The 23,684-nt window shown below is 68.5% G+C and carries 25 protein-coding genes and 1 pseudogene; 13 read left to right on the plus strand and 13 right to left on the minus strand.

The window, feature by feature from the left end:
• The first annotated feature begins 2 nt into the window (after positions 1-2).
• On the plus strand, positions 3-554 hold the full coding sequence (locus tag LOK44_RS16000) for a TetR/AcrR family transcriptional regulator (protein WP_237571029.1): 552 nt from the start codon (positions 3-5) through the stop codon (positions 552-554).
• Positions 555-626: 72 nt separating this feature from the next.
• Here LOK44_RS16000 and LOK44_RS16005 read toward each other — a convergent pair whose 3' ends face one another.
• Entirely contained in the window at positions 627-1,103 is a 477-nt protein-coding gene (locus tag LOK44_RS16005) for a hypothetical protein (protein WP_237571031.1), read from the minus strand.
• Positions 1,104-1,160: 57 nt separating this feature from the next.
• Entirely contained in the window at positions 1,161-2,840 is a 1,680-nt protein-coding gene (locus LOK44_RS16010; protein ID WP_237571034.1) for an HNH endonuclease signature motif containing protein, read from the minus strand.
• A 183-nt stretch (positions 2,841-3,023) separates the two neighbouring features.
• Here LOK44_RS16010 and LOK44_RS16015 point away from each other — a divergent pair, with 183 nt between their 5' ends.
• The 5 genes from LOK44_RS16015 to LOK44_RS16035 all read left to right on the plus strand — a co-directional run bounded on the left by LOK44_RS16015 (position 3,024) and on the right by LOK44_RS16035 (position 7,398).
• Positions 3,024-3,869, plus strand: coding sequence for a lysophospholipid acyltransferase family protein (locus LOK44_RS16015; protein WP_237571036.1), 846 nt, complete (start codon positions 3,024-3,026; stop codon positions 3,867-3,869).
• Complete coding sequence (locus LOK44_RS16020; RefSeq protein WP_237571038.1) at positions 3,866-4,300, plus strand: SRPBCC family protein; 435 nt, start codon at positions 3,866-3,868, stop codon at positions 4,298-4,300. The genes LOK44_RS16015 and LOK44_RS16020 overlap by 4 nt, the downstream gene beginning before the upstream one ends.
• A 103-nt stretch (positions 4,301-4,403) precedes the next feature.
• Positions 4,404-5,936, plus strand: coding sequence for a protein kinase family protein (locus tag LOK44_RS16025; protein ID WP_237571039.1), 1,533 nt, complete (start codon positions 4,404-4,406; stop codon positions 5,934-5,936).
• 52 nt (positions 5,937-5,988) lie between these two features.
• Positions 5,989-6,777, plus strand: a complete 789-nt coding sequence (locus LOK44_RS16030; protein ID WP_237571041.1) for an SDR family NAD(P)-dependent oxidoreductase — start codon at positions 5,989-5,991, stop codon at positions 6,775-6,777.
• Positions 6,778-6,840: 63 nt separating this feature from the next.
• Positions 6,841-7,398 carry a type 1 glutamine amidotransferase domain-containing protein gene (locus LOK44_RS16035; RefSeq protein WP_237571042.1) on the plus strand — a complete coding sequence of 186 codons (558 nt, stop codon included), beginning with the start codon at positions 6,841-6,843 and terminating at the stop codon, positions 7,396-7,398.
• Here LOK44_RS16035 and LOK44_RS16040 read toward each other — a convergent pair.
• The gene (locus tag LOK44_RS16040) at positions 7,379-8,302 is read right to left on the minus strand and encodes an AraC family transcriptional regulator (protein ID WP_237571046.1); all 924 of its coding nucleotides are present in this window, start codon (positions 8,300-8,302) and stop codon (positions 7,379-7,381) included. The two genes, LOK44_RS16035 and LOK44_RS16040, sit on opposite strands and share 20 nt — an antisense overlap.
• 73 nt (positions 8,303-8,375) lie before the next feature.
• Here LOK44_RS16040 and LOK44_RS16045 point away from each other — a divergent pair, with 73 nt between their 5' ends.
• Positions 8,376-9,359, plus strand: coding sequence for an SDR family NAD(P)-dependent oxidoreductase (locus LOK44_RS16045; RefSeq protein ID WP_237571047.1), 984 nt, complete (start codon positions 8,376-8,378; stop codon positions 9,357-9,359).
• On the opposite strand, the gene LOK44_RS16050 is transcribed toward LOK44_RS16045, so the two are convergent.
• Entirely contained in the window at positions 9,349-10,131 is a 783-nt protein-coding gene (locus tag LOK44_RS16050; protein WP_237571048.1) for a DUF6498-containing protein, read from the minus strand. The two genes, LOK44_RS16045 and LOK44_RS16050, sit on opposite strands and share 11 nt — an antisense overlap.
• Positions 10,132-10,261: 130 nt before the next feature.
• On the opposite strand from LOK44_RS16050, the gene LOK44_RS16055 reads away from it, so the two are divergent.
• The 3 genes from LOK44_RS16055 (at position 10,262) to LOK44_RS16065 (ending at position 13,502) form a co-directional block, all read left to right on the plus strand.
• Positions 10,262-11,725: a phospholipase D-like domain-containing protein gene (locus LOK44_RS16055; protein WP_237571049.1), complete on the plus strand. Its 1,464-nt coding sequence runs from the start codon at positions 10,262-10,264 to the stop codon at positions 11,723-11,725.
• Between the two features lie 105 nt (positions 11,726-11,830).
• The gene (locus tag LOK44_RS16060; RefSeq protein ID WP_237571050.1) at positions 11,831-12,643 is read left to right on the plus strand and encodes a DUF1206 domain-containing protein; all 813 of its coding nucleotides are present in this window, start codon (positions 11,831-11,833) and stop codon (positions 12,641-12,643) included.
• Positions 12,644-12,761: 118 nt separating this feature from the next.
• Positions 12,762-13,502 (plus strand): STAS domain-containing protein, encoded by a 741-nt coding sequence (locus tag LOK44_RS16065; RefSeq protein WP_237571051.1) that lies wholly within the window; start codon positions 12,762-12,764, stop codon positions 13,500-13,502.
• Positions 13,503-13,507: 5 nt separating this feature from the next.
• On the opposite strand, the gene LOK44_RS16070 is transcribed toward LOK44_RS16065, so the two are convergent.
• Positions 13,508-14,494: an NAD-dependent epimerase/dehydratase family protein gene (locus LOK44_RS16070; RefSeq protein ID WP_237571055.1), complete on the minus strand. Its 987-nt coding sequence runs from the start codon at positions 14,492-14,494 to the stop codon at positions 13,508-13,510.
• Between the two features lie 45 nt (positions 14,495-14,539).
• Positions 14,540-15,460, minus strand: a complete 921-nt coding sequence (locus tag LOK44_RS16075) for a class I SAM-dependent methyltransferase (protein WP_237571057.1) — start codon at positions 15,458-15,460, stop codon at positions 14,540-14,542.
• Between the two features lie 210 nt (positions 15,461-15,670).
• Between LOK44_RS16075 and LOK44_RS16080 the strand changes: the two genes are divergently transcribed.
• A complete protein-coding gene (locus LOK44_RS16080) occupies positions 15,671-16,795 on the plus strand; it encodes a cellulase family glycosylhydrolase (protein WP_237571058.1) in 1,125 nt (374 codons plus the stop codon).
• 1 nt (position 16,796) lies between these two features.
• Here the strand turns inward: LOK44_RS16080 and LOK44_RS16085 are convergent, their stop codons facing one another.
• The 3 genes from LOK44_RS16085 to LOK44_RS16095 all read right to left on the minus strand — a co-directional run bounded on the left by LOK44_RS16085 (position 16,797) and on the right by LOK44_RS16095 (position 18,776).
• Positions 16,797-17,486, minus strand: a complete 690-nt coding sequence (locus LOK44_RS16085; RefSeq protein ID WP_237571059.1) for an SDR family oxidoreductase — start codon at positions 17,484-17,486, stop codon at positions 16,797-16,799.
• Between the two features lie 103 nt (positions 17,487-17,589).
• Entirely contained in the window at positions 17,590-18,024 is a 435-nt protein-coding gene (locus tag LOK44_RS16090; protein ID WP_237571060.1) for a hypothetical protein, read from the minus strand.
• A gap of 2 nt (positions 18,025-18,026) precedes the next feature.
• Positions 18,027-18,776 carry a cutinase family protein gene (locus LOK44_RS16095; protein ID WP_283817826.1) on the minus strand — a complete coding sequence of 250 codons (750 nt, stop codon included), beginning with the start codon at positions 18,774-18,776 and terminating at the stop codon, positions 18,027-18,029.
• Between the two features lie 214 nt (positions 18,777-18,990).
• Between LOK44_RS16095 and LOK44_RS16100 the strand changes: the two genes are divergently transcribed.
• The gene (locus LOK44_RS16100; protein ID WP_237571062.1) at positions 18,991-19,806 is read left to right on the plus strand and encodes a pyridoxal-phosphate dependent enzyme; all 816 of its coding nucleotides are present in this window, start codon (positions 18,991-18,993) and stop codon (positions 19,804-19,806) included.
• Positions 19,807-19,899: 93 nt separating this feature from the next.
• Here the strand turns inward: LOK44_RS16100 and LOK44_RS16105 are convergent, their stop codons facing one another.
• The 4 genes from LOK44_RS16105 to LOK44_RS16120 form a co-directional block, all read right to left on the minus strand.
• Entirely contained in the window at positions 19,900-20,634 is a 735-nt protein-coding gene (locus LOK44_RS16105) for a cutinase family protein (RefSeq protein ID WP_372481251.1), read from the minus strand.
• Positions 20,635-20,773: 139 nt separating this feature from the next.
• The gene (locus LOK44_RS16110) at positions 20,774-21,313 is read right to left on the minus strand and encodes a cytochrome b (RefSeq protein ID WP_237571200.1); all 540 of its coding nucleotides are present in this window, start codon (positions 21,311-21,313) and stop codon (positions 20,774-20,776) included.
• A gap of 8 nt (positions 21,314-21,321) precedes the next feature.
• Entirely contained in the window at positions 21,322-22,404 is a 1,083-nt protein-coding gene (locus LOK44_RS16115; RefSeq protein WP_237571063.1) for a catalase family peroxidase, read from the minus strand.
• Between the two features lie 102 nt (positions 22,405-22,506).
• Positions 22,507-23,400: a helix-turn-helix transcriptional regulator gene (locus LOK44_RS16120; RefSeq protein WP_237571065.1), complete on the minus strand. Its 894-nt coding sequence runs from the start codon at positions 23,398-23,400 to the stop codon at positions 22,507-22,509.
• 170 nt (positions 23,401-23,570) lie between these two features.
• Between LOK44_RS16120 and LOK44_RS16125 the strand changes: the two are divergent.
• Positions 23,571-23,669: pseudogene (locus LOK44_RS16125) on the plus strand (aldo/keto reductase); the annotation flags it as partial.
• Between the last annotated feature and the right edge of the window lie 15 nt (positions 23,670-23,684).

Raw genomic sequence — 23,684 nt, forward strand, 5'->3', positions numbered from 1 at the left:
TGATGGCACGGCCTCCCGAGTTCGACCGCGCAGAGGCGCTGACCGAGGCCCTGCACCTGTTCTGGGAGCGCGGGTACGACCGCACGTCCATCCGGGACCTGACCGGCGTGATGGGGATATCGGCGCCCAGTCTGTACAACGCGTTCGGCGGCAAGAAGGAGCTGTACGAGGAAGCGGTCGCCGAGTACGAGCGCTCGCCTGCGGTCGTCGTGGGCCAGGCGGTCGGCGAGCCGACGGCACGTGACTTCGTGGAGAAGATGCTCGAGGCCGCGGTCCGCGAATACGGCAGCGACGAGCATCCTCGCGGCTGCTTCGTGATCTCCGACCCGCTGCTCGACGAGAACCGCAGGGTCGCTCGCGACGTGATTCGCGACCGGTTGCGCCAAGCGATCGATACCGGCGACTTGCCGGGTGGGGCCGACGTCGAGGCGTTGACGGACTATCTCGACGTCTTCCTGCGTGGCTTGTCGTCACGGGCCCGCGACGGCGCGGACACGGCGACGCTGCGGGGGGCGGCGGACGTCGCGCTGCGCGCCTGGCCCAGCGGTCTCTGATCTCTCGGCCCAGACATGCGTCGAGCCGACGCCGAAGTGATCGGCGCCGGCTCGACGAAGAGTCGGTGTGCTCTAGCCCGTGCCCACGCACACGCCGCCGGCGCATGCCTCGGCACCACCGGGACCTGCACCTGCGCCCGCGCCCGGGACGCCTGCAGAGGCTCCACCCGGTCCGGCACCCGCACCGCCGCCGGGAACCTCCGCGGTGGCGCCGCCGGGTCCTGCGCCTGCGCCTGCGCCTGGGACACCCGCGGACGCGCCGCCGGGTCCTGCGCCTGCGCCCGCACCCGGTACGCCAGCCGTCGCGCCACCTTCACCGGCTCCTGCACCCGGGGCCGGTTCACCCGAAGGTGCCGGTGCGGGTGCAGGGCTCGACGGCGTGGTGGTCATCGTCGTTGCCGAGGTCGTCGTGGACGTGCTTGTGCTCGAGGTGGAGGACTCGCTGTCGCTGTCGCTTCCACCGCAGGCCACGGTCATGGTGCTCACGGCGAACGCCGCGGCGATGGCCGCGGTGACTGAGAGTCGACGGGAAATCCGTTGGTCGGTCATGTCAGCGCTGGCTCCTGTGTCTAGGGAAAGTATGTCTAGCGGAACTACCAACCCCTGTTACCCAACCTCCGTCCGTTTCAAGCGCCGTGGATGACGGCCGAGTTCGCCATCAGGAGGCCTGAGGTCACATTCGGCCTCGTTGAGTCGGCGGTCATCGGCGATGCGTTGTGCGCGGTCTTGGGCGCGGGTGCGTTGGCGGCGGGGCATGGTGAGGCCGGGGTTGTGCTGAGGCGCCGGGGTCCTTGCTTCGGCGGTGACCGCCACCGGTGCCGTGGGCGCGCAGAGGCTTGGGAAGAGCAGCTTGCTGCCTGGCTCGGTGACGTAGGTCCGGCCGTGTGGTGAGGTCCAGACGATGGTGCCGTCGGGGAGTTGTCGGTCGCGCCAGCCGTTGGGTCCGCCCCAGAAGGTCTTCAACAAGTGGTGGTGGCGGCATAGGCATTTCAAGTTCGATGCGCAGGTGGGGCCGATCGGCCAGGCGATGGTGTGGTCGATGTCGGCCTCGGTGGCTGGTTGCGAACAGCCGGGGAAGCGGCAGGTGAGGTCTCGACAGCGCACGAACTCGGCCAGTCTCTTGGAGGGTGTGTAGCGCGGTTCCGGTGGGCCGTCGCCGGGGTGGACGACCTTGCAGGTCTTCGCGGTGAGTGCGAACCGGCGGGCGAGGGCTCCGGGGAGGAACGGGCCGCCGATGATCGCGCCGGGGCGGGTGGCGGGGGAGTCGCGATTGCCATCGGCGGCTGGTGGGTTCGAGGGGCGTGCGTCATCCGCTGCGCTGCCCTGGTCTCGCCCGTCTGACGTCTCGGCTTCGGACTTCACACCCTGAGCGACGTTGGTATTGCCACCCAGCTCATCCCACGTCGTGATCTCGGCCAGGGGCTTGTCGAACAGCGGATCCGGGTCGCCGTCGAGCGCGGCGTCCTGCGCCATCGCGGCATCGGACCCGTCGTCGAGGGTGTCCTCGTTGACCACCACGTAGACCACCGCATCGCCCTTCGGGGCTGTGGTGGGTCCGGGGCAGTCGTCGCTGCCGCACAGGCACGGCAGGTAGTCCAAGCCGTGAAGAACGGAGTGGATCGAGTCGGCGCGGCGCTGCTCGACCGTCCGCGGATCGCCCGGGCACACCGTCCGAGCCAGGACATTCAACCGCTTCTCGACGGCCTTGCCGTGGGTGGCGAACAGGGTGCCGAACATCGTGGCCATGCCTGAGCCGTCGTAGTCGAACTGAACGTTGCGGCCCTTGGCCGTGAGCTTCGTGCGGTACACCCCGTGCGGATCGTGCTCGGCGACGATCGCGTCGATGGCGTTGTTCAGTTTCTCCTCCGACAGCGGCGCCCACTCGGTCAGCACCTCGGCGAAGGCCTTGTCCACGGCTCGCTGCGCGGCCGGGTCGCGCACCAGGGCGGTGCGGGCAGTGATCGCCGCCACCACGCGGTAGGACACCAAACCCTCGGCGAACAACGCCGCCACGTGAGGCAGCCGATCGCGCAGTGCGGTGGCGATCAACAGCTGATGCGACGCCGCGCCCTGGGTGATGTTCTGCTCGGCGCCGATCTCCGCGGAGACCGCACCCCAGTTGTCGAGGTACCACTGCTCGCGGTCGGCGGACCCGTCCGCGGCGTAGGCCTGGTCCAAGAGAACGACCATCGCCGCGAGCCGGCGGGCGGTGGCTGCAGCCTCCACGCGCGCCCACTCAGCCACCGTGCCGGTGGCCCGAAAGGCCGTCCCGAACTCTTCGAACATACTTTCGAAACTACAGAGCCACCGCGACTCCAAACAGCCCGCGAACGCCAAGAACTCCGCATCTGTGGATGAACTCCGGACTGTGGATGAACCGCATCGACCGCAGCCGAAATGTCGGACCCCAGGTGTAGGCCCCGTCTACCTCAGGTTTGCCAAACGCGGCCGTGGTGAATATCACTGCCCATGACGGCGCTCGGCGATGCTCTCGGATGGGTCAAGCATCAGGTGTCGTCTCGGGTGCCCGAAGCCAATCTCGATCAGCGAGACGCCGACTACATCCGGGAACAGCTGCCTGGACTGTGGCTACTGGCCTCGCTGTACTTCCGGGCCGACGTCCGCGGGCTCGACCGCATCCCGACGCAGGGCCCGATACTCATGGTCGGCAACCACAGCGGCGGGAACCTGCCGCCCGACACGTTCGTGTTCACCCTCGCGTTCTGTTCCTACTTCGGCGTCGAGCGGCCGTTCTATCAACTGGCGCACAACCTGGTCGTGTCGATGCCGGGGCTCGGGTCGCTGCGGAAGTTCGGCACCGTCGCCGCCAACCACGACAACGCGACCATGGCGCTGAAGTCGGGCGCCGCCCTGCTCGTGTACCCGGGTGGGGACTACGAGGTGTTCCGTCCGTCGTGGAAGCGGCACGAAGTCGACTTCGGGGGACGCAAGGGTTACGTGCGGCTGGCCCGGGAGGCGGGCGTGCCGATCGTCCCCATCGCCAGCGTCGGCGGGCAGGAAGCGGCGTTGTTCCTCGACCGGGGCCAGTGGCTGGCGAAGCTGCTGATGGTCGACAAGCTGGCGCGTCTCAAGAGCGTCCCCATTCTGCTGGCGCCGCCATGGGGTCTCGCGGTCAGCGACATGGTGCCGAGGCTGCCGCTGCCCACGAAGATCGCCATCGAGGTGCAGGAGCCGATCAGCGTCGACGACATCGCCGAAAAGGACGACGACGCCATCAACGACGAGGTGCTCGCCAGCCTGCAGTCAGGCGTCGACCGGCTTGCGGCGGAACGACGATTCCCGGTGCTCGGATGAGGCTGCAGCGCAGCGTCGTCGCCGACGTCGACCAACACGCGGTGTGGAAGCACGTCAGCGACCCGAACTGCTACCCCGAGTTCATGGCCAGCCTCGAACGCTGGGAGACGGTCACCGACGGCCCAGTCGGCGTGGGTTCGCGCTACACCGTGCACTGGAAGGTCGGCTCGGTGCCGATCGGCGGGGTGATCGAGATCGTCGAGTTCGACGAGGCCCGCGACCTCGCATGGATCGGCATTACGGGCGTCACGATGCGGGGCCGTTTCCGGCTGCGGGACCATGGCGACGGCCGCACCAAGATCACCTTCCGGCTGGCCTACGAGGCACCGGGCGGTGTGCTGGGCCTGGTGGCCGACTGGGTCGCCGCACGCCAGGTCGGTCGCATCATGAACGAGACGGCGAAGCGGCTCAAGGCGCTCGTCGAGTCCTGACCGCCACACCGTTTGAGCGCGTGCGCAGCGGCTATCTCGCCGGACGTCCGACTGGCTCCCGGCACGCGGCGTTGCGCACCGGCAAACACATCCGAGGTGCACGATGACCAACACCGACCCACCCCGGAGCGACGGCGCCTCGCTCGTGCCAGGGACGGTCGTCGCCAGGCGCTACCGACTCATCACCATGCGCGGATCGGCGCCGCGCCTCCAGTTCTGGGAGGCCATCGACGTCCCGAGCGGCCAGCACGTGGCGTTGACACTCGTCGACACCGCAGGGGTCATGCCCGTCGAGCAGGTCAACGAAGTCCTGTCGCGCACGTCGCGACTGCGGGGCATGCACGTGGTGGGCATCGCGCGCGTGCTGGACGTCGTGCACACCGGTGCCTTCGGCGTCGTTGCATGTGAATGGGTGCACGGCGGGTCGCTCCGCGAGGTGGTCGGTACCTCACCGTCGCCGTTGGCGGCTGCGGCGGCGATGGAGTCGCTGATCGTCGCCGCTGACAGTGGGCACCGGGCCGCCCTCGTGCTGGGCATCGACCACCCCGACCGGATCCGCATCAGCACCGACGGCCACGCCGTCCTCGCCTTCCCCGCCACCATGCCCGACGCCACGCGCGACGACGATCTGCGCGGCATCGGCGGCGTCCTGTACGCCCTGCTGGTCGATCGCTGGCCCCCGCAGGACCCGATGCCCGACGGGTGGACGGCCGCCGATCTCACCCCGGCGGGCTGGCCGACCGAACCGGCGGAGATCGACCACGGCATCCCGTTCCTGATCTCGAGTGCGGCTGCCGGTCTCTTGCGGCCCGGCAGCGGAATCGGTTCGGCTGGAGACGTTCTGGGAATGCTTCGCCAGGGTCGAGCCGCCGCCGAACCGCAGTACCCAGGCGACGCACCAGTCGGCCTGCCGACCACCGAGCCCGGGCCTGGCGGCTATGCGGGCTTCCGCAACGTCGACACCGCAGAGCGGGAAGCGCAGGCGCGCCGGAAGCTGATGACGGCGGTGCTCGTAGGGGCGGCGGTGATGTTCGTCATCGCGGTGGCGTCCCTCGGGATGAGCGTCAACCGCATGCTCGGTGGACCCGAGGACATCGCCATCAACGCCGATGGGCTCGGCCTCGTTCCCACCACCCCTGCCGACGCGCCCCCCCCTGTCGCGCGTGAGGCTGCAGCGGCCGGAGCGCCCATTACGCCGGCCTCGGCCGCCGTCTTCTCACCCGACGGGTCGCCGGACAATCCGGGGGCGGCGGGCCAGGCCGTGGACGGCGATCCCGCGACCGCGTGGGCAACCGACCGGTACTACGACGCCGATCCCTTCCCCGCGTTCAAGCAGGGGGTGGGGCTGCTCCTCGAGATGCCCCGGCCCGCCAACCTCGCTGCACTCACCATCGACGTGAAGGGCAGCGGCACCGTGGTCGAGATCCGTAGCGCCGACGGTCAACCCGGCAGTGTGGCCGACACCAAGAAGCTCGTCGACGCCACCACGCTGCAACCCGGATCGAACCGCGTTCCGCTGTCCTCGGACGCCCAGGTCTCCACCGTGCTGGTGTGGATCACCAAGCTCGGCAGCACCAACGGCGACAACGTCGCCGAGATCTCCGAGATCAAGGCGTTCACCACGGCACCTGCCTGAGCACGAGTGGCCGATACGTTTCGGCGTTGAGGCGCCGGGTAGCCGCGCTGACATGGCTGAATCAACGAAGCGAGCACTCATCACAGGAGCATCGAGCGGCATCGGCCTCGAGTTGGCCAAGCTGTTCGCCGACGACGGCTACGACCTCGTCATAGCAGCCGACGAAGCAGAAATACACGTTGCTGCGCAGGAACTCTCGGGACGTGGCGTCGAAGTCGAGGCAGTCGAGGTCGACCTGCGGACCGGGGATGGTGTGGCCTCGCTCTACCAAGCGGCCACCGACGGTGGCAAGGTCGTCGACGCGGTGGCGCTCAACGCCGGGGTGGGCCGGGGAGGCCGATTCGTCGACGGTGACCTGGCCGACGATCTCTCGATCGTCGACCTCAACGTGCGGTCGACGGTGCACCTGGCGAAGCTGGTGCTGCGCGACATGGCCGAACGGGGAACCGGGAAGGTGCTGTTCACGTCGTCCATCGCGGCGACGATGCCCGGGTCGAATCAGGCGGTCTACAACGCGTCGAAGTCGTTCGTCCAGTCCTTCGCCGAAGCGGTGCGCGACGAGATGCGCGACAGCGACGTGACGGTGACGTCGCTCATGCCCGGCCCCACCGACACCAAGTTCTTCCAGCGCGGTGGCCTCGAGGACACCCCGCAGGCTCAGGTTCGCGACGACGCGGCGAAGGTTGCCCGTCAGGGCTACGCCGCGCTGAAGCACAACCGGCAGAAGGTCGTTGCCTCCTCGCCGATGTCGAAGGCCATGGGCGTGATGAACAAGTTCACGCCCGACGTGATCAAGGTACGGGCCAACCGGCTGATGGCAACGCCGATGGGCCGCAAGTAACCCAATGAATGCCTGTGGCCGCCAACGGGTAGGCCATGGATGACCCCACGATAGGAGAATCCCATGCCAAATGAACTGCAGGGACGCAAGATCGCCATCCTCGCCGCTGACGGCGTCGAGAAGGTCGAGCTGGAGCAACCGCGGTCCGCGGTGCACGACGCCGGCGGGCAGACCGAGTTGCTGTCGCTGGAGTCCGGGGAGATCGAGGCGCGCAACCACGACCTCGAACCGGCGGGCAGCTTCCCGGTGGACCGGGTGGTCGGTGACGCCAGCGTCGAGGAGTTCGACGGCCTGATCCTGCCGGGCGGCACCGTCAACCCGGACAAGCTGCGTCTCGACGAGTCGGCAGTTGCGTTCGTGCGCAACTTCGTTCAGTCCGGCAAGCCCGTGGCCGCCATCTGTCACGGGCCGTGGACGCTCGTCGAGGCCGACGTGGTGCGCGACCGGACCCTGACGTCGTACCCCAGCATCCGCACGGACCTCCGCAACGCGGGTGCCACGGTGGTGGACCAGGAGGTGTGCATCGACGGCAACCTGATCACCAGCCGGTCACCGAAGGACCTGCCCGCCTTCTGCCAGGCGATCACCGACCAGTTCGCGACTACGCCTGCCCACACCTGACGCTGGCGCGGTAGCGCAGGGGTGACTGACCCACCTCGCGCTTGAAGGCGGTGCTGAACGCGCTCTCCGACGAGTAGCCGAGATCGGCGGCCAGTCGGCCGACTCGCACGTCGCCGTCGCGAAGTGCCCGTTGCGCGAGCAACACTCGCCACCGGTGCAGGTAGGTCAGCGGCGGCACGCCGGCCGTGGTGCGAAAGCGCTCCGCGAAAGTCGTTCTGGACATGGTGGCCGCACGCGCCAGTTCATCGAGGCGCCAGGGTCTCCCGGGCTCGGCGTGCATCAGGAGCAGTGCCGGTCGCAACCGGTCGTCGGCCGCGAGGCGCAGCCATCCGGGCGGTTGCTTCGCCTGGTCGACGTAGGCGCGCAGTACCTCGAGCAGGAGCAGTTGCACGTACTGCCGGACGGCGAACGCCGACCCGATCCGGTCGGCCGTCACCTCGTCGAACAGTCGGTAGAGGGTCCCGCGGAGATTGGTCGCCTCGGCCGCCGATGCCCGCACATGGGCCACCGGCGGCAGCGCCTGCAGCAGGATGCGGCCCGCCGGATTGAGGTGAATCCGACCACCGAGCACCACGTCATCGCCGTCCCGGTAGGCCTCGAGCACGCGGGTCGAGTCGAAGCGAGCGTCGGGCCGAACCTCGCGAGCCGGCCCCTCGCCGCCACCGCCACGGAGATCCATCGATGATCGACCGTTGAGCAGCGCCACGTCACCGCCGTCGAGTCGGATCGGGTCATCGCGGCCGTCGACGGTCAGCCACGCACCCCCGCTCATGACCGCGATCAGCTTCAACGGCCCGTCGACCGCGCCGCCGGACACCCACGGGCCGCGCACCGCGAAACCGCCGGACACGACGCCGCTCACCTCGACGAGGTCGAACACTTCCGACAGCTGATCGTCACGCACTCTCGTACTATTGCGGAGAAAACCGGGACTGACAACCATTCACAGTCCGCAACTCGGAGTGCAAGCTGAGTTCATGACACACCAACAGCCCCTTGGCAGCCCATTCACCGCAGCATCGACGGCCACCGACATCCTCGAGGGCGCCGATCTGACGGGCACCAACGTCATCGTCACCGGCGGCCACGTCGGGCTCGGACTGGAGACCACCCGAGCACTGAGCGCCGCGGGCGCCTCGGTCACGGTCGGCGCACGACATCCCGACCGCGCGGCCGCCGCCGTGGGGGACTTGAAGAACGTCGACGTCGGCGAACTCGACCTGGTGGATCCATCGTCGATCGACGACTTCGCGAACCGTTACCTGAGTTCCGATCGGCCACTGCACGTGCTGGTGAACAACGCAGGCATCATGGGCGGCCCGCTAGTCCGCGACCACCGCGGCTACGAAGCGCAGTTCGCGACCAACCACCTCGGCCACTTCCAGCTGACTACGGCGCTGCTGCCCGCGCTGCGCGCCGCGTCCGGGGCGCGAGTGGTCAACGTGTCCTCCGGCGGCCACCACCTCTCCGACGTCCGCTGGGACGATCCGCACTTCACCGCCGACTACGACGGCATGGTCGCCTACGGCCAGTCCAAGACGGCCAACGTCCTGTTCGCCGTCGAACTCGACCGGCGGTGGTCCGGCGACGGCATCCGCGGCTATGCCCTGCACCCAGGGATCGCGTACGGCACCAGCCTCGGGCCGTCGATCACCGACGAGGAGCTGCGCGCCATGGGAATCCTCGACGCCGAGGGCAGACCGATCGTCGATCCCGACCGTGAGTTGAAGACGCCCCAGCAGGCGGCGAGTACCAGCATCTTCGCGGCGACCAGCCCGTTGCTCGCCGACATCGGCGGTGTCTACCTCAAGGACAACGACGTCGCTCCGCTCGACAGCGCGTCGTTGACCACGGGGTTCGGCACCGAGCCGATCGTGCTGTCGGGGGTGGCCCCGCACGCGGTCGACCCGGAGTCGGCGCGCCGGCTCTGGGACCTCAGCGAGCAGCTGCTCACGGCTTAGCCCGCGTGCTCGACCAGGGCCGCTCGTTCTTCTCGCGGCGCGCCGCCTCGTCGGCCCGGTCCTTGGCCCAGAAGTCCTCGAACCGCTTCCCGGGATGGACGTTCGGCATGCGGTTCATCAGGCGGCTCAGCCACCGCGGCGGCGTCGCGGGCTCCCATTGCGGGAAGGCCCAACTCAGCGCAGCCATCGTCTTCAGCACCACGAACACCCCGAAGAACGCGTCCGGCGCGTCGGTGATCGCGATCGCAACGAAGCCGAAGATGAGCGTCATGTGAACGACGATCACCCGGCTCACGGCCCTGTTGGCCAACTGCTCCATCTGCCAGAACGACCACCGACGCAGAGTCGACAGGTCGACCAGGAAGTCCAGGACGAGGAACGCCACGACGCCGAGACACCCGAGTCCCACGCTGCGCCAAGAGACTTCCGCGAAGCCGGCCTGGCCGTTGTGGTTGAGGAGCAGCAGGATGACGCCCAGGAACACGGCATGGGCGGCGCTGAACGCCATGCTCACGATCAGGAACCCACTGAGGAATGACGACGTGCTCCCCGAGCGGCGATCGGTACTCGGCGCGTCGTACCTGAAGTGGCCGTGCCGTGGGGACCACCTCTGCTGCAGCAGCACTCGGGCGGCGATGAAGAGGCACGCCGCCACCGTTTCGAACCAGTAGACCGCGAGGGTGGTGGCCCCCGACCAGTCTTGGGTGAACCAGCCGACCACGGGGATGGCGATCAGGGCCAGCTGGGCAGGCAACTGGATGACCCGGTTCACGGCGACATCGTCGCACGCCGGCACGCGCCATCTGTCGCAGTCGTGACACCTCGTCACGACCGCATCGCGGCAGGGCTGTCCTGTGGTAGACACTCGCTATGTTCGCGTGGAGCAGCCTGGACGAGCGCCGGTGCCCGACGATCGTCTGCTGAGTCCCGGTCTGACCTGCTGGCGCGTGGCGCCGGCGGGCCAGTTCGCTCCCATCGTCGACGGCGCCGACTACCTTCGTCACGTCAAGGAGACGATGCTGCGCGCCCGGCACCGAATCATGTTGATCGGGTGGGACTTCGACGTCAGGGTCGAATTCGAGCTGGGTGAGAAGACGTTGCGCGGCCCCAACCAGCTCGCGGCCTTCCTGCACTGGCTGCTGTGGAAGCGGCCGTCCCTGCGGATCTACATGCTCAGATCGAATCTGCGGCTCCTGCCTGCGTTCGACGGCATGTGGTACGGAGTCGCCCCGGTCTCGCTGGTCAACCAGTTGAGTGCCAAGCGTCTCCATCTCGCGATGGATGGCGCACATCCGCTCGGTGCCGTTCACCACCAGAAGATCGTGGTGATCGACGACGCCGTGGCCTTCTGCGGTGGCATCGACCTCACCGTCGATCGATGGGACACCAGCGATCACCTGAGAGAGAATCCCCTGCGCAAGACGCGGGGCCGCGAGTACGGGCCGCGCCACGAGGTGGCGGCAGCCATGGACGGCGAGGCCGCGCGCGCCCTGGGTGAACAGGCCCGCGAGCGCTGGCAGACCGCCACCGGCCGCTCACTGCCTGCGATCAACGTCGGCCACACCGTGTGGCCGTACCGGCTCAAGCCCGCACTGCGCGACGTCGACGTGGCCATCGCACGCACCCTGCCGACGCTGGAGAGCCGAGACGAGGTGCGCGAAGTCGAAGCGTTGAACCTCGCCGCGATCGCCGCGGCACGGCACGTCATCTACCTCGAGAACCAGTACCTCGCGGCCCGCGACCTGGCCAACGCGCTTGCCCGCCGCTTGCGGGAGCCGGACGGCCCCGACGTGGTGATCATCTTGCCGCGCAGCAGTGAGAGCCGGCTGGAGCAGGAGGCGATGGACAGCGCACGTGCGCGTCTACTCCAAGTGCTATGGGCCGCAGACGAACACGGTCGGCTGGGGGTGTATTGGCCGGTGACCGAGGGCGCGCGGCCGGTGTACGTGCACTCCAAGATCGTGGTGTCCGACGACCGGCTGCTCAGGATCGGCTCGTCGAATCTGAACAACCGGTCGCTCGGCTTCGACAGCGAGTGCGACGTCGCCATCGAGGCGCGCCCGGACGTGGCGGGCGACGACGAGGTCCGCCGCGTCATCGCCGGCATGCGCAACCGATTGGTGTCCGAGCACCTGGGGGTGTCGTCAGAGGCGTTCGAAACCGCTCTCGCGGAACGCAAGTCGTTCTTCAAGGCCGTGGAGAGTCTGCGCGGGAGTGGTCGAACGCTGCGAAAGTTCACCCGGCACATGATTTCCGGTGAGGTGAGCCTGCTGGCGGAGAACGACTTCATGGACCCCGACCACGTGCCCCGGTCGTTGAGCGCGAGCCTGCAGCGCTTCATCGCGGGGCTGGCGCAGCGACCCTGACGCACTCGCATGGTGGGCTGGCCCCGTTTCGCCGGGACCAGCCCGGGGTAGATAGGTCGAACTCGTCACCGGCCGGTGTGACGGCAGGTGCGGGAGGAGAGCGCGGTGGCAGCGCCGCAGCGGCCGTTGGTCGATCGGGTCGTGCGCCATGGTGCCGTACACCGAGCAGCGAAGACGGGCTTCGTCGTCAGCGGAATGCTGCACCTGCTCATCGGTTACGTCATCACCAGAATCAACCTGGGGCGCGGGGGCAACGCCGATCCGTCTGGCGCCCTGGAGACGGTCGCGGCACGCAGCGACGGAGTGGTGATCCTGTGGGCCGTCGCGGTCGCACTCGTCCCGCTCACGGTGTGGCGTCTAACCGAGGCACTGCTTGGTTTGCATCCCGCGGAGGGCGGCAGGGATCCGAACGACGCGAGCGTCGCCAGCAGGCTCAAGGCGCTCGGCCTGCTGGCCGTGTACTGCGGCGTCGGTTACACCACGGTACGATTCGCCGTCGGCAGCCGTCAATCGAGCAGCGAACAGAACGCGGGGCTCAGTGCCATCCTCATGCAGACGGATTCGGGCCGGGTCGCGCTGGCCGGGGTCGGTGTGGTGGTGATGGTCGTCGGTGGCTATTTCGCCTACAAGGGAGCATCGCGGAACTTCCTTGCAGATCTGACGACGCCCGGCAACCCGGTGATCGTCGTCCTTGGCGTCTACGGGTACGTGGCCGAGGGGATCGTGCTGTGCCTGACTGGTCTGCTGGTGATCGTCGCGGCGATACGCGTCGACCCGCAACAGGCGACCGGTCTCGACGCCGCGGTCAAGGCGCTGGGTGCGACGCAGGCCGGCAGTGTGTTGTTGACGTTCGCCGCACTGGGATTCGCCGCCTATGGCCTGTACAGCTTTGCGCTGGCCCGCTACGCACGGATGTGATCATGAAACGCGTTGTGTGATCATGTATTTCGCTACCGAAGATTGGCGCTAGCGGATGATCGAGCGCACACTGGATGAAAGGTAGGTTCCCGCAAATCGAATGGATGGTGACGTCGCGATGGCGACGAGGTCGAAACTTCACGTTCGCCAGGCGGCACGCGATGGCGCGACCGTCCTCCTGGCAGACGGGGTCCTCGACAGCACCACCTATCTCCTACTGCGCGACACGATCATCAAGGCGGCCCTCGACGAGCCCGTCGCGGTCGTGATGAACATCAGCGCATTGCGGGTGCCTGCGTCCTCGGCGTACGCGGTGCTGACGAGCGCCCGCTGGCAGGTGAGTCGCTGGCCGGACGTCCCGGTGCTGGTCGTGTGCGGTCACGCCCCCGGGCGCGACGCGCTGCACGAGCAGGGAATCGACCGCTGGGTACCGGTGCACGACAGTCTGGACTCGGCCGTCGCCGGGTTGGACGACCTGACGCACCGCATGCGGCGCAGGCGCCGAGCAGAACTCCCCACCGGTGCCGCGAGTGCGCGGTACGCCCGCGAACTGGTCACCGAGTGGCTGTGGGACTGGGGACAGGGCGACAAGATCCCGACGGCGAAGGTCGTCACCACCGAGTTGGTGATGAACGTCTTCGCGCACACCGACAGCGTGCCGATGTTGAGCGTGGAGTCCCGGGACGACTGCATCACGGTCACGGTGTCCGACCGGAGCAGCACCGCACCGGCCAGGATCGAACGCGACCCCGACGACTTCCGGCTGTCCGGACTGCACATGGTCGCAGCACTGTCCGATACGTGGGGCTGGGCACCCAGCATCGACGGCAAGACCGTCTGGGCGACCATTACGTCGTAGGCCGGCTAGTCGATGGTGCTCGCCAAGGCCTGCAACGTCTGCTCGGCGGTGTACTTGGGGCGCCAGCCGAGTTCCGTCTTGGCCTTGCCGGTGTCCATCACCGTCGATGCCCGACCCGCGTGCAGCCACTCGAGCGCAGACGGCACGAACGGCAGCCGTGCGATCACCTCGGACGTGGCGACCGCCGCGACGTGCGGCACCTTGATCGGTCTCGCGCCGAGCGCCGCGCCGACGTCCGACATCGACAGCAGCCCGTCTCCGGCGATGTTGTAGGCGCCGGGCGCCGCGGTCGACGTCGTAGCGGCCAGGGCTATCGCAGCGGCGACGTCGTCGTGGTGCACCAGTTGCAACGGGGTCCCGGGGTCGGGAAACGGCGGCTTGAGCAGGGGCACGGCTCGGGTCACCCGGCGGACGACGCTCGGCAGCTGATTCCACGGCATGGCATCGGCCAGCGCGGGGGCCTTCGGGCCAGCCACGATGCACGGCCGCAGCACGTAGACCTCGAGGGACGACCCGGCGGTCGCCTCGGCCAGGGCCTCCTCGCACGCCGCCTTCTGCTCGGAGTAGTAGTGCTCCGGCGTCCCGCGCGTCGGGACGTCCTCGGTGATGGGCACCGGATTGTCGGCGTGGTAGCCGTAGGCCGCCACCGACGAGGTGTACACCAGCCGGCGCGGTCGGGCGGCGGCCACCGTCGCCTCGAACACGTTGCGGGTGCCCGCGAGGTTGATGCGGGCGCTCTCCTCCCGCGAACCCATGATGATGAACGCCAGGTGCACGACGACGTCGACGTCGGCGACGAGCCCGTCGACGGCATCGCGGTCGAGGATGTCGCCTTGGCGGTACACCGTCTTCGTCCAGCCGCGCGCCTTCGGGTCGAACGGTCGTCGTGCCATTCCGACGATCTGCTCCACGTCGGGGTGGTCCTCCAACGCCTCGATCGTCGAGATGCCGATCTCACCCGTTGGCCCGGTGACGGCGACGCGCAAAGCCATGACCTCGCTGTTCCCGATCCCGAAATGCCGAAACGTCGGCCGTGCTCAGCGCGTCGGCAGCGTGCCGCTGACGTAGACGATCTCGCCGAGCGGATCGTCGGCGTCGGGCAACTCGGGCAGCGGCACGTCGTGCCGGGCGAACAGGTCCGCCCGCGGCACGCCGGTCATCTGCCAGCCCAGCGCCGTCAGGTAGTCCATGACGTTGTTGCGCTTCCCGTGGTAGATCAGCGACGGCATGTCCAGCTCGAGACCGTGCTCGCGCATGCTCGCGGTCGACTCCCTGGCCTTCTCGGCGTCGAACGTCTCGAGGCCGGGAACGTACTCGGTCGCGACGGTGCTGCCTGGCGCGCTGAGGCGGTTCACGTTGTCGAACAACAGGTCCTGCGCCTCCGGCGGCAGGTAGATGAGCAACCCCTCGGCGCACCAGGCCGTCGGTGCGCCTGCGTCGAACCCGGCGGCGAGCAACGCGGCTGGCCAGTCCTCGCGCAGATCGATCGCCACCGTGCGCCGCTCCGCGGTCGGTTCCGCACCGATGCCGGCCAGCGTGGTGGTCTTGAACTCGATGACCGCGGGCTGGTCGATCTCGTACACGACGGTGCCGTCCGGCCAGGGCAGCCGGTACGCGCGGGAGTCGAGGCCCGACGCCAGGATCACCGCCTGGCGGATCCCGTTCCCCGTCGCCTCCACGAAGTAGTCGTCGAAGAACCGAGTTCGCAGCGCCATCTCGTCGATCCGGGCCTGCATCGTCGCAACCGACGACGGGTCGATCATGGCCATGTCGAGTTCGCCGTCGACCAGCTTGGTGAAGAAGTCGATGCCGACCGCGCGCACCAGCGGCGCCGCGAACGGGTCGTCGATCAGGCCTCGTTCGTCGCGGCTCGCCACTGCGCGGCCTGCGGCGACCAGCGTGGCGGTCGCCCCCACGCTCGACGCGAGATCCCAGCTGTCGCCCTCGGTACGTGCCATGTGTTTCTACGCTACTGATCTTGGTGCCGGTGGTCGAGTCCCGACCCGGGCCACGGCCGCACGATCGACGCGCGATCGAGACGGTCCCGTGACACGCGCTGGTGACGAGCCCCGCACGCTCGTCACGGTCGATAACGATTGGGAACCAAAGCCATTCGACGCGAGGTACGACGGCGGGCATCGGCCGCGGCGATCACTACGGTTGCGTCCGTGCAGCGCCGAACAGCCCTCAAACTCCCGCTCATGGTCGCCGCCGGCGCAGCGCTGTCGAAGGTGCCGCGCGCGCAGGCCGAAGGCGTCCGGTGGACGGCCGAGCGCGCCAACACCTGGTATCAGGCCCAAGGTTGGCTGGTCGGCCCGAACTACATTCCCGCGACCGCGATCAACCAGCTCGAGATGTTCGGGCCCGGCACGTACGACCCGCAGCGCATCGACGCGGAGCTGCGCGTCGCCCAGCAGGTGGGATTCAACACCGTCCGGGTCTTCCTGCACGATCTGCTGTGGGCTCAGGATCGCGCAGGGTTTCAACGCCGTCTCGCCCAGTTCGTCACGATCGCGGCCAGCAAGGGCATCAAGCCCATGTTCGTGTTCTTCGACTCGTGCTGGAACCCGCATCCCAAGCTCGGACGCCAGACGGCACCGTGGCCAGGGGTCCACAATTCGGGCTGGGTGCAGAGTCCCGGCGCCGACCGCGTGGACGACCCCGTCTACGCAGCGACGCTGCGCGACTACGTCACCGGCGTCATGACCCAGTTCCGCAACGACCAGCGGGTGCTGGCGTGGGACCTGTGGAACGAGCCGGACAACCCGGCGAAGGTGTATCAGAAGTTCGAGCGCACCGACAAGGAGCGGGCCGTCGAGGCGCTACTGCCACAGGTCTTCCAGTGGGCCAGGGCGGTCGACCCCATCCAGCCCTTGACCAGCGGCGTCTGGCAGGGTAGCTGGGATCCCAAGCAGCGCAGCACCATAGCAGGCATTCAGCTGGACAACTCCGACATCATCACCTTCCACAGCTATGCGGATCCTGCGGACTTCGAGAAGCGGATCGCGGAGTTGGCCCCGCTGGGCCGACCCATCCTGTGTACCGAGTACATGGCTCGCGACGAGGGCAGCACCATCGAGGGCATCCTGCCAGTCGCCAAGAAGCACGACGTCGGTGCGTACAACTGGGGTTTCGTCGCGGGCAAGACGCAGACCTACCTGCCGTGGGATTCCTGGGACAAGCCGTACGAATCGGTGCCGAAGGTGTGGTTCCACGACCTGCTGCGGCCCGACGGCACGGCCTACCGCGACAGCGAGATCCAGACCATTCGCAAGCTGACCGGCAAGGTCTGACCTAGGCCGGTGCCGACAGGTTGGCCCTGGTGTTTCGGGTCAGGTCGTCGCCGAGGATCTCCGGCTCACCGGCGAACAGGCCGTCGAGCGCCTGCCGTGCGACTGCGCCCGGATCGGTCTTCTGGTCGGCGGGGATGTAACTGACCATGTCGGTGTCCATGTAGCCCACGTGCAGTGCAGCGACGTGAATTCCCCTCGGCGCGAGTTCGGTTCGCATCGCGTCTGTCAGCGCCCACGCCGCCGCCTTGGCAGCCGAGTAGGCACCGCTGGTCGGCGGATGCAGCCAGGACAGCACGGACAGGACGTTCAGAATGGCGCCACCGCCCGCGGCGGCACCGTTGCGCTCGATGACCGGCGCGAACGCCCGGATCATCTGCAGCGTGCCGAAGTAGTGCGTCTCCATCTCGAGCCGGACGTCGTCGAGGGATCCCTCGAGCAGATTGGCCCGGGTCGAGACGCCAGCGTTGTTCACCAGCACGTTGACGTCGCTGGCTTGCTCGGCTGCGCGGCGGATCGATTCGGGGTCGGTGATGTCGAGCGCGATGGGTACGACACCGGGGATGTCGATGGTCTCGGGCCTGCGCGCGGCGGCGTAGACCTTCGCTCCCCGAGCGACGAGTTGCTCGGCGAAGCGCCGACCCAATCCGCGGTTGGCACCGGTGACCAGTGCGACGACGTTGTCCGTATTCATGGCCGTTCCTCCTTCGGTCCGCCCCGTGCGGACTCACTGGACGGAACGCACCCCTGCCCGGGAGCAGTCCCCGATCGACCGAAGATTCCGGCTAGCAGGTATCTCAGGTGATGCCCAGTACCGCCCGGTTGCCGAGCGGTGCCCGCAGTGGAAGTTCCAGCGTGCCGGTCAGACCGATCGCGATGCAGGCCCGTCCGACGGCGTCGGGTCGCGTGCCTGTTCGCAGTTTCACTGCGACGACGTCGGTGGTTTCCTGGACGTCGGCGGTGGCGCCGTAGCACTCCGGCGTGCCGGTAGCGAAGTGCACGGCGATCGCGTCCTCGGTGGGTAGCCTGCTCCACGACTCGATGGTCTGAGGGCGGGCGTCGACGATCGCCGGGTCGTTGGTGAACGGCGTAGTGCCCGTGGGCGCCGGGCGCTCCGGCAAAGTCGTGACGACCGGCGGCGGGGGAGGTTCGGCCCCCGCGGTTCCCGAGGAGAGCAGCGGCGCCGCGGTACAGGCGGCGATGGCGACCGCGAGGGTCAGGCGGCATCGCACGGCTAGCCACCCGCCCGAGCGGTCGTCGCGTCCGAGCGGGACTTCGTCAACTTGCTCGCCACGTAGTCCGCCGCCTGATCGGTCAGCCCGGTGGCCATGTAGGCGCCGTGGGACCCGTTGTTGCCCCCGCCGCCGGGCGTGCAGACGGGGTCGCCGACGTTGCACAGATCGAGCGTCTTGCCCGCGTAGCGGGACCCGACCGTGATCGGCGGGGCGCCGGTGTAGATCATCTGGAGGAAGCCGCTCGACGGCTTGCCGAACAGTGCCACGGCGGCGACGTGATCGGCGACCGACGGCGGCATCGGGCCGGTCAGGCCCGGGGGCAGCGGGTAACCGACGGGGATCTCGTCGGCGGTGATGTAGGCCGCAACTGCCGCACCCTGGGAAAATCCGCCGAGCACGATGTCGGTGTCCGGGCACCTGGTCGACATGTCGCGCACGCGGTTGCTCGCGTCGATCACACCGTCGGCGGCCGTCGCGAAGTCAAGCGACGCAGGGTAGTTCACCGCGTAGACGTCCACCGAGCGGTCCACGGCACGCGCGCGCAGGGCGTCGACGAACGCCTGGCCGGTTCTGCCGATGCCGGGAGCCTCGAACGTCCCGCGCGCGAAGACGACCTCGACGTCGGGACAGGATGCCGGGGGTTCGGGTTCTGCTGATGCGGGCGCTGCGGTGAGGGAGGATCCCGCCATCATCACCGTTGCGATGCAGGCTGGCCCTGCGGCTGCCAACCACCGACCCATTCGCTTCATTCCATCCACCGATCTTCATCGTTGCGCCGGGGGCCGACACGAAGCTCCCCGACGAGCGGCGTGTGCCTCCCCGGGCGATCTCGTACACAACCGAGGAGTACTGAGGAGAATACTGCGCTCAGCGGGTAGACGACGACCCCACGATTTCCTCGAAGGGACCCGGATGCCTCAGACACCCACGCAGCGAACTACTCTCGCGACCTGGCCAACGCCGATGGAACCGGCACCGCGGCTCGCCGAGGCCGTCGGCCTGCGACCCGAGAACCTGTGGCTCAAGCGGGACGACCTCACCGGCCTGGCTGCCGGTGGCAACAAGATCCGCAAACTCGAGTGGACGGTCGGTGCGGCGGTCGCCGACGGCGTGGACACACTCATCACGACGGGTGCGCCGCAGTCCAACCACGCCAGGCTGACCGCCGCGGCCGCTGCGCGACTCGGCCTGGACGTGGTGCTGGTGTTCCCCGGTGCACGGTCGGCGCCGGAAGGTAATCTGCTGCTCGACGACTTGCTCGGCGCCGACGTCGTCTGGGCCGGGGAAGGATCCCTCGACGCCGTTGCCGCCGAGGCGGCCGACCGGTGCCGTGCGAGGGGCCGCCGGCCGAGCATCATCCCCTTCGGCGGATCCAATGCCGTTGGCGCGCACGGCTATCGGATTGCCGCCCAGGAGATCGTCGACGACCGTCCCGACGTCGACCACGTGGTCTGTGCGTTGGGCTCCGGTGGAACGATGGCGGGTCTGGTCGCCGGACTCGGGGCAGACCGCGTGCTCGGGGTGCACACCGGCGCGGTCTACGATCCCCGTGTCCAGGTGGCCGGGCTGTTGGCCGACATGGGAGAGGTCATCGACCCCGCGGCGCTGCGGATCCGTTCCGATCAGGTTGGGGACGGCTACGAGGTCCTCACCCCGGGCTGGTCGCACGCTCGTCATGGCAGCACGGTCCGAGGCGCTCGTCCTCGACCCGACCTACACCGCCCGTGCCCTCGCCGGACTCGTCGCGGCGGTGCGCGATGGCTCGATCGGTCCCGGTGAGGACGTCGTATTCCTCGTCAGCGGTGGGCTTCCCAGCCTGTTCGCCCACCCCGGCGTGGCCGGAGTGGGCGAAAGGCGGTGAGGCTGGCGTGTTTACGTGCTCGACGCCGACGTCAGCTGGTTGACCGCGAAGGCGGCCGCCTGGTCGGGCATGTCATTGGTCTTGTAGGCGCTGTGCGCGGAGCGATCCAGGCCGCCGGGTGAGCAGACCGGGTCGCCGGGCACGCAGAACTGCATGGTCTTGGCGGCGTACTGACTGCCGATCGCGATCGGCGGCGCGCCGCGGTCGACGAGGCCGAGGAACCACGGGTCCGGCGTGCCGAAGAGCACGACTGCCGACACGTGACTGGCGACGGCAGGCGGCATCGGACCGGAGATTCCCGCGGGCAGGTTGTAGTCGGCAGGCACCGTATCGGCGGTGGTGTAGCCGGCCACCGCGGCGCCCTGGGAGTAACCGCCGAGGATGATCTTCGTGCTGGGGCAGGTCGTGGCGATCGACTGAATCCTGTTGCTGGCGTCGACGATGCCGTCGGCGGCGCGCTGGAAGTCCAGCGATGCCGGGTAGTTCACCGCGTAGACGTCGACGCTCTTGCCGCCCAGCCGGTTGTTCAGCGAGTTGACGAATGACTGGCCCACGTCACCGACGCCGGCCTGCTCGAACGTGCCGCGGGCGAATACCACCTCGGCGTAGGAACAGGCGGGGTCGGCTTCTGCGGCGGCGACTCCCGTGGCCTGTGGGCCCAGTAGCGCGGTGACGGAGAGGACCGTGGCGGCGAGCCACCCGAACATCCGTGATCGGGACTTGGCGGGGGAGCCGGTGTTCTTCATGGTCGAACCTTTCCGAGAAGCTCTGTACGGGTGAGACAAGAGTCCCGTGGCGGCGGCTTCGGCACATCGGTGCTGGCACCGGGTACCAGCGACCGCTGCCGGGCACTGTGTGTACCTGCTAACCGGTAGAAGGTGATCTTCATTCCTTGGTTCGCGTGGCGGCGCGGCCGATCGTCATTCGCGACGCCATCCCGTCCCGCAGGGTCACCGTGTGCAAGATCACTGCGCTGACGTGCGCAGCGATGACGACGACCAATGCATAGGCGAGAACCGAGTGCAGCTGCCTCAGGAGGGAGTACGCGTCGGCGTCGAACGGCGCAATGCCGGGCAGCCGCAGAGCCCCGAACACGACGACCGGGCTACCCGCCGCCGACACCATGGCCCAGCCAATGATGGGCTGGGCCAGCAGCAGCGCGTACATCGACACCTCGGAGCCGATCATCATCCGATGTTCGAGGCGTCCGACCGTGTCGGGAAGTGGGGGCGTGCGGTGAGTGAACCGGTTGGCCACTCGCGCCACTGCGATCACCAGGATGGTGAGGCCCAGTGTCATGTGGATCGCGATCAGTGTGGCGTACGACCCGATCGAGTTGACCATCGCGAACCCGATCAGCAGTGTGCTGAACACCAGAACTGCGCTGAGCCAGTGCAGGATTCGCGTCCGCAGCGGATAGCGCACGCGGCTACTCACGGCGCCACCCGATCGACCTGGACCGCCGACGGCGACTTCGGCTCACCAGTACGTGCCCGGTAGGAGGCCGCGTACACCGACGAGCGCGCGCTGAGCAGTGGGTCGTCCGAGGGCTCGATGCCGTCGGGCAGGACCAGTGGGTCGAAGTTGACGTCCCTGGCGTTGCGCGGCCCTTCGGTGACGGCGGTGGTCAGCGTGAGGGTCCCCGCGTCGACGGCCCGCCGGTCCGCAGGCCACGGCAGCGTCGCGTCGGTCACCTGATCGGATGGTTCTCCGACGGTCAGGCGCAGCTGGTACCGCAGGGGTCCGGCGCGCATCTGCCGGACCAGTGCGTCGAACAACGCGTCGGCGCCCTCTGCCCTGGCGGGCATCGAGCCCTGCTGCGGGACGAACGCCCACCGCACCGGGGTGCGGTGACCGGCGCCGTCGACGAGGTAGAACGCGTTGAGGCTGGAGAAGGTGCTGTCTGCGAAACCCGCGGTCGGCGGGTGCTTCTTGATCAGGGCCATGGCGGCGGCGGTCTCCGGGTGCATCGAGAGGAAGCGCGCCATCGCCCCCGGATCGGGGGTGGTGGTGCCTGGGACTGGCTTGGACGCCAGCGTGCGCTCGTAGAAGCCGCGCGGTGAATTATCTGGAAAGACGGGCAGATTCAGGGTGGCGGTTCGCCACTGGTCGCGTCCAGGCAGGTCGAACGCCAACGCGAGGCCTCGAGCCGCCGAGGGGGTGTCGGTGACGTAGGGGTTGCCGCCGGTGAGGGAGAACCGCCCGAACACCGGGGTGCGACGAGCGGAGAGCACTGCGGCCGTAGACATCTCGCTCGCGTTGCCGGTGCCGTCGAAGTACCCGGTCACCGCGACGCCCTTGGCGTGGTTGCGGCGGAAGCCGGGGTGACTGCCGAACACGGTGCGGAAGCCGTCGAGGAACGTCTCCCGGGTGAACGCGTCGTTCCCCGCCCATCCGTTGGCATAGGCGACGGCGCCCAGGTCGATCGCAAGGAAGGCGCCCACGGCGCCGATGCCTCGGAGGATCGACCGCCGGGTCAGGTGGGTACCACGCCAGGACAGGCCATCGTCGGGCATGAATACGACTGTCGTCGCGGCGGAGGTCCGGGTCATTGGCGCTGGCGCCAGTCCGCGCGGCCGGTAGCCCTACCCGGTACTACCGGCTAGCAGGTATCGACGTCAGCCCGAGGTCGGGAGCTTCTCCGACGGCAGCGACTCCTGGCTGGCGGCCCAGGACGCCAGTAGGGCGAGACCGTCGGCGGTGGGGCTGCCCACCGGTGCGGTGTAGACGTTGAGCTGCAGACCCGGATCGCCGGGCAGTTCCATCGACTCGAAGTCGAGATCGAGTTGGCCGACGATCGGGTGGCGCAACCGTTTGCGTCCCGAGCGATGGAAGAGCACGTCCTGGGATGCCCAGCGCTGCCGAAAGAGTTCACTGCGCGTTGACATCTCGCCGATGAGGGCGATGAGTTCCTCGTCGTGCGGGTTGCGTCCGGCCTCGAGGCGGAGCATCGCCGCGGCGTCGCGGGCGATCTTGTCGTAGTCGACGAAGAACTCCTCGGCGGCCGCCGGATTCAGGTAGACGAACCGGGAGGTGTTGGCCGGACGGCGCGGGTCGGCCAGCACGGGGGAGTAGAGCGCGCGCGCAAGTTGATTCATCGCCAGCACGTCGTGGCGACCGTTGCGAATCCAGGCGGGGGCATGGGTGATGGCGTCGAGTACCTGTTGCAGGGCCGGTCGCACGGTCGCCGACGTCCTGCGTCGTCGCCGCGCGGGTTGCGGGCCAGATTCCCTGGCGAGGTGGAAGAGGTGATCGCGCTCGGCCTCGTCGAGCTGCAACGCGGCGGCGAGACCGTCGAGCACCCCGTCGGAGGCTCCGGCCAGGCTGCCCCGTTCCATCCGCACGTAGTAGTCGACCGAGACGCCGGCGAGCATCGCGACCTCCTCGCGGCGCAGGCCCTTGACCCGGCGGTTGCCCCCGTAGGCGGGCAGGCCGGCCTGTTCGGGGGCGATGCGCGCCCGCCGCGAACTGAGGAAGTCGCGGATCTCGTTGCGTAGATCCATCGTGGCCATCCCTCCACGGTAGGCACACCGCTCGGTGGGTGGGAGGTACTGCCGGTACCCCGCTGATCAGGCACTCCCAGGTGGCCGGAGCGCCGCCTACCGTCGTGGACATGAGCGTTCCCACCTTCACCCTGAACAACGGCGTCGAGATCCCCGCCCTGGGCTTCGGCGTCTTCCATGCCGCGATCGACGCGCTCGACACCGGCGTCCGTGGCGGGCCGGAGCCCGAGGCCATCACCCGCGAGAACTACGGCATCGACATTCCGGAAGCCGACTGATGAGCGCTTGCGCGA

This window comes from Mycolicibacterium lacusdiani (assembly GCF_021916785.1).
Classification (GTDB): domain Bacteria; phylum Actinomycetota; class Actinomycetes; order Mycobacteriales; family Mycobacteriaceae; genus Mycobacterium; species Mycobacterium lacusdiani.

Coding starts and splice junctions, on each gene's coding strand:
- LOK44_RS16115 (WP_237571063.1), bottom strand. CDS start 22,404: ATGCCCGACGATGGCCTGTCCTGGCGTGGTACCCACCTGACCCGGCGG.
- LOK44_RS16010 (WP_237571034.1), bottom strand. CDS start 2,840: ATGTTCGAAGAGTTCGGGACGGCCTTTCGGGCCACCGGCACGGTGGCT.
- LOK44_RS16025 (WP_237571039.1), top strand. CDS start 4,404: ATGACCAACACCGACCCACCCCGGAGCGACGGCGCCTCGCTCGTGCCA.
- LOK44_RS16095 (WP_283817826.1), bottom strand. CDS start 18,776: ATGAAGCGAATGGGTCGGTGGTTGGCAGCCGCAGGGCCAGCCTGCATC.
- LOK44_RS16065 (WP_237571051.1), top strand. CDS start 12,762: ATGGCGACGAGGTCGAAACTTCACGTTCGCCAGGCGGCACGCGATGGC.
- LOK44_RS16120 (WP_237571065.1), bottom strand. CDS start 23,400: ATGGCCACGATGGATCTACGCAACGAGATCCGCGACTTCCTCAGTTCG.
- LOK44_RS16100 (WP_237571062.1), top strand. CDS start 18,991: ATGGAACCGGCACCGCGGCTCGCCGAGGCCGTCGGCCTGCGACCCGAG.
- LOK44_RS16070 (WP_237571055.1), bottom strand. CDS start 14,494: ATGGCTTTGCGCGTCGCCGTCACCGGGCCAACGGGTGAGATCGGCATC.
- LOK44_RS16035 (WP_237571042.1), top strand. CDS start 6,841: ATGCCAAATGAACTGCAGGGACGCAAGATCGCCATCCTCGCCGCTGAC.
- LOK44_RS16020 (WP_237571038.1), top strand. CDS start 3,866: ATGAGGCTGCAGCGCAGCGTCGTCGCCGACGTCGACCAACACGCGGTG.
- LOK44_RS16075 (WP_237571057.1), bottom strand. CDS start 15,460: ATGGCACGTACCGAGGGCGACAGCTGGGATCTCGCGTCGAGCGTGGGG.
- LOK44_RS16105 (WP_372481251.1), bottom strand. CDS start 20,634: ATGAAGAACACCGGCTCCCCCGCCAAGTCCCGATCACGGATGTTCGGG.
- LOK44_RS16030 (WP_237571041.1), top strand. CDS start 5,989: ATGGCTGAATCAACGAAGCGAGCACTCATCACAGGAGCATCGAGCGGC.
- LOK44_RS16045 (WP_237571047.1), top strand. CDS start 8,376: ATGACACACCAACAGCCCCTTGGCAGCCCATTCACCGCAGCATCGACG.
- LOK44_RS16085 (WP_237571059.1), bottom strand. CDS start 17,486: ATGAATACGGACAACGTCGTCGCACTGGTCACCGGTGCCAACCGCGGA.
- LOK44_RS16005 (WP_237571031.1), bottom strand. CDS start 1,103: ATGACCGACCAACGGATTTCCCGTCGACTCTCAGTCACCGCGGCCATC.
- LOK44_RS16015 (WP_237571036.1), top strand. CDS start 3,024: ATGACGGCGCTCGGCGATGCTCTCGGATGGGTCAAGCATCAGGTGTCG.
- LOK44_RS16000 (WP_237571029.1), top strand. CDS start 3: ATGGCACGGCCTCCCGAGTTCGACCGCGCAGAGGCGCTGACCGAGGCC.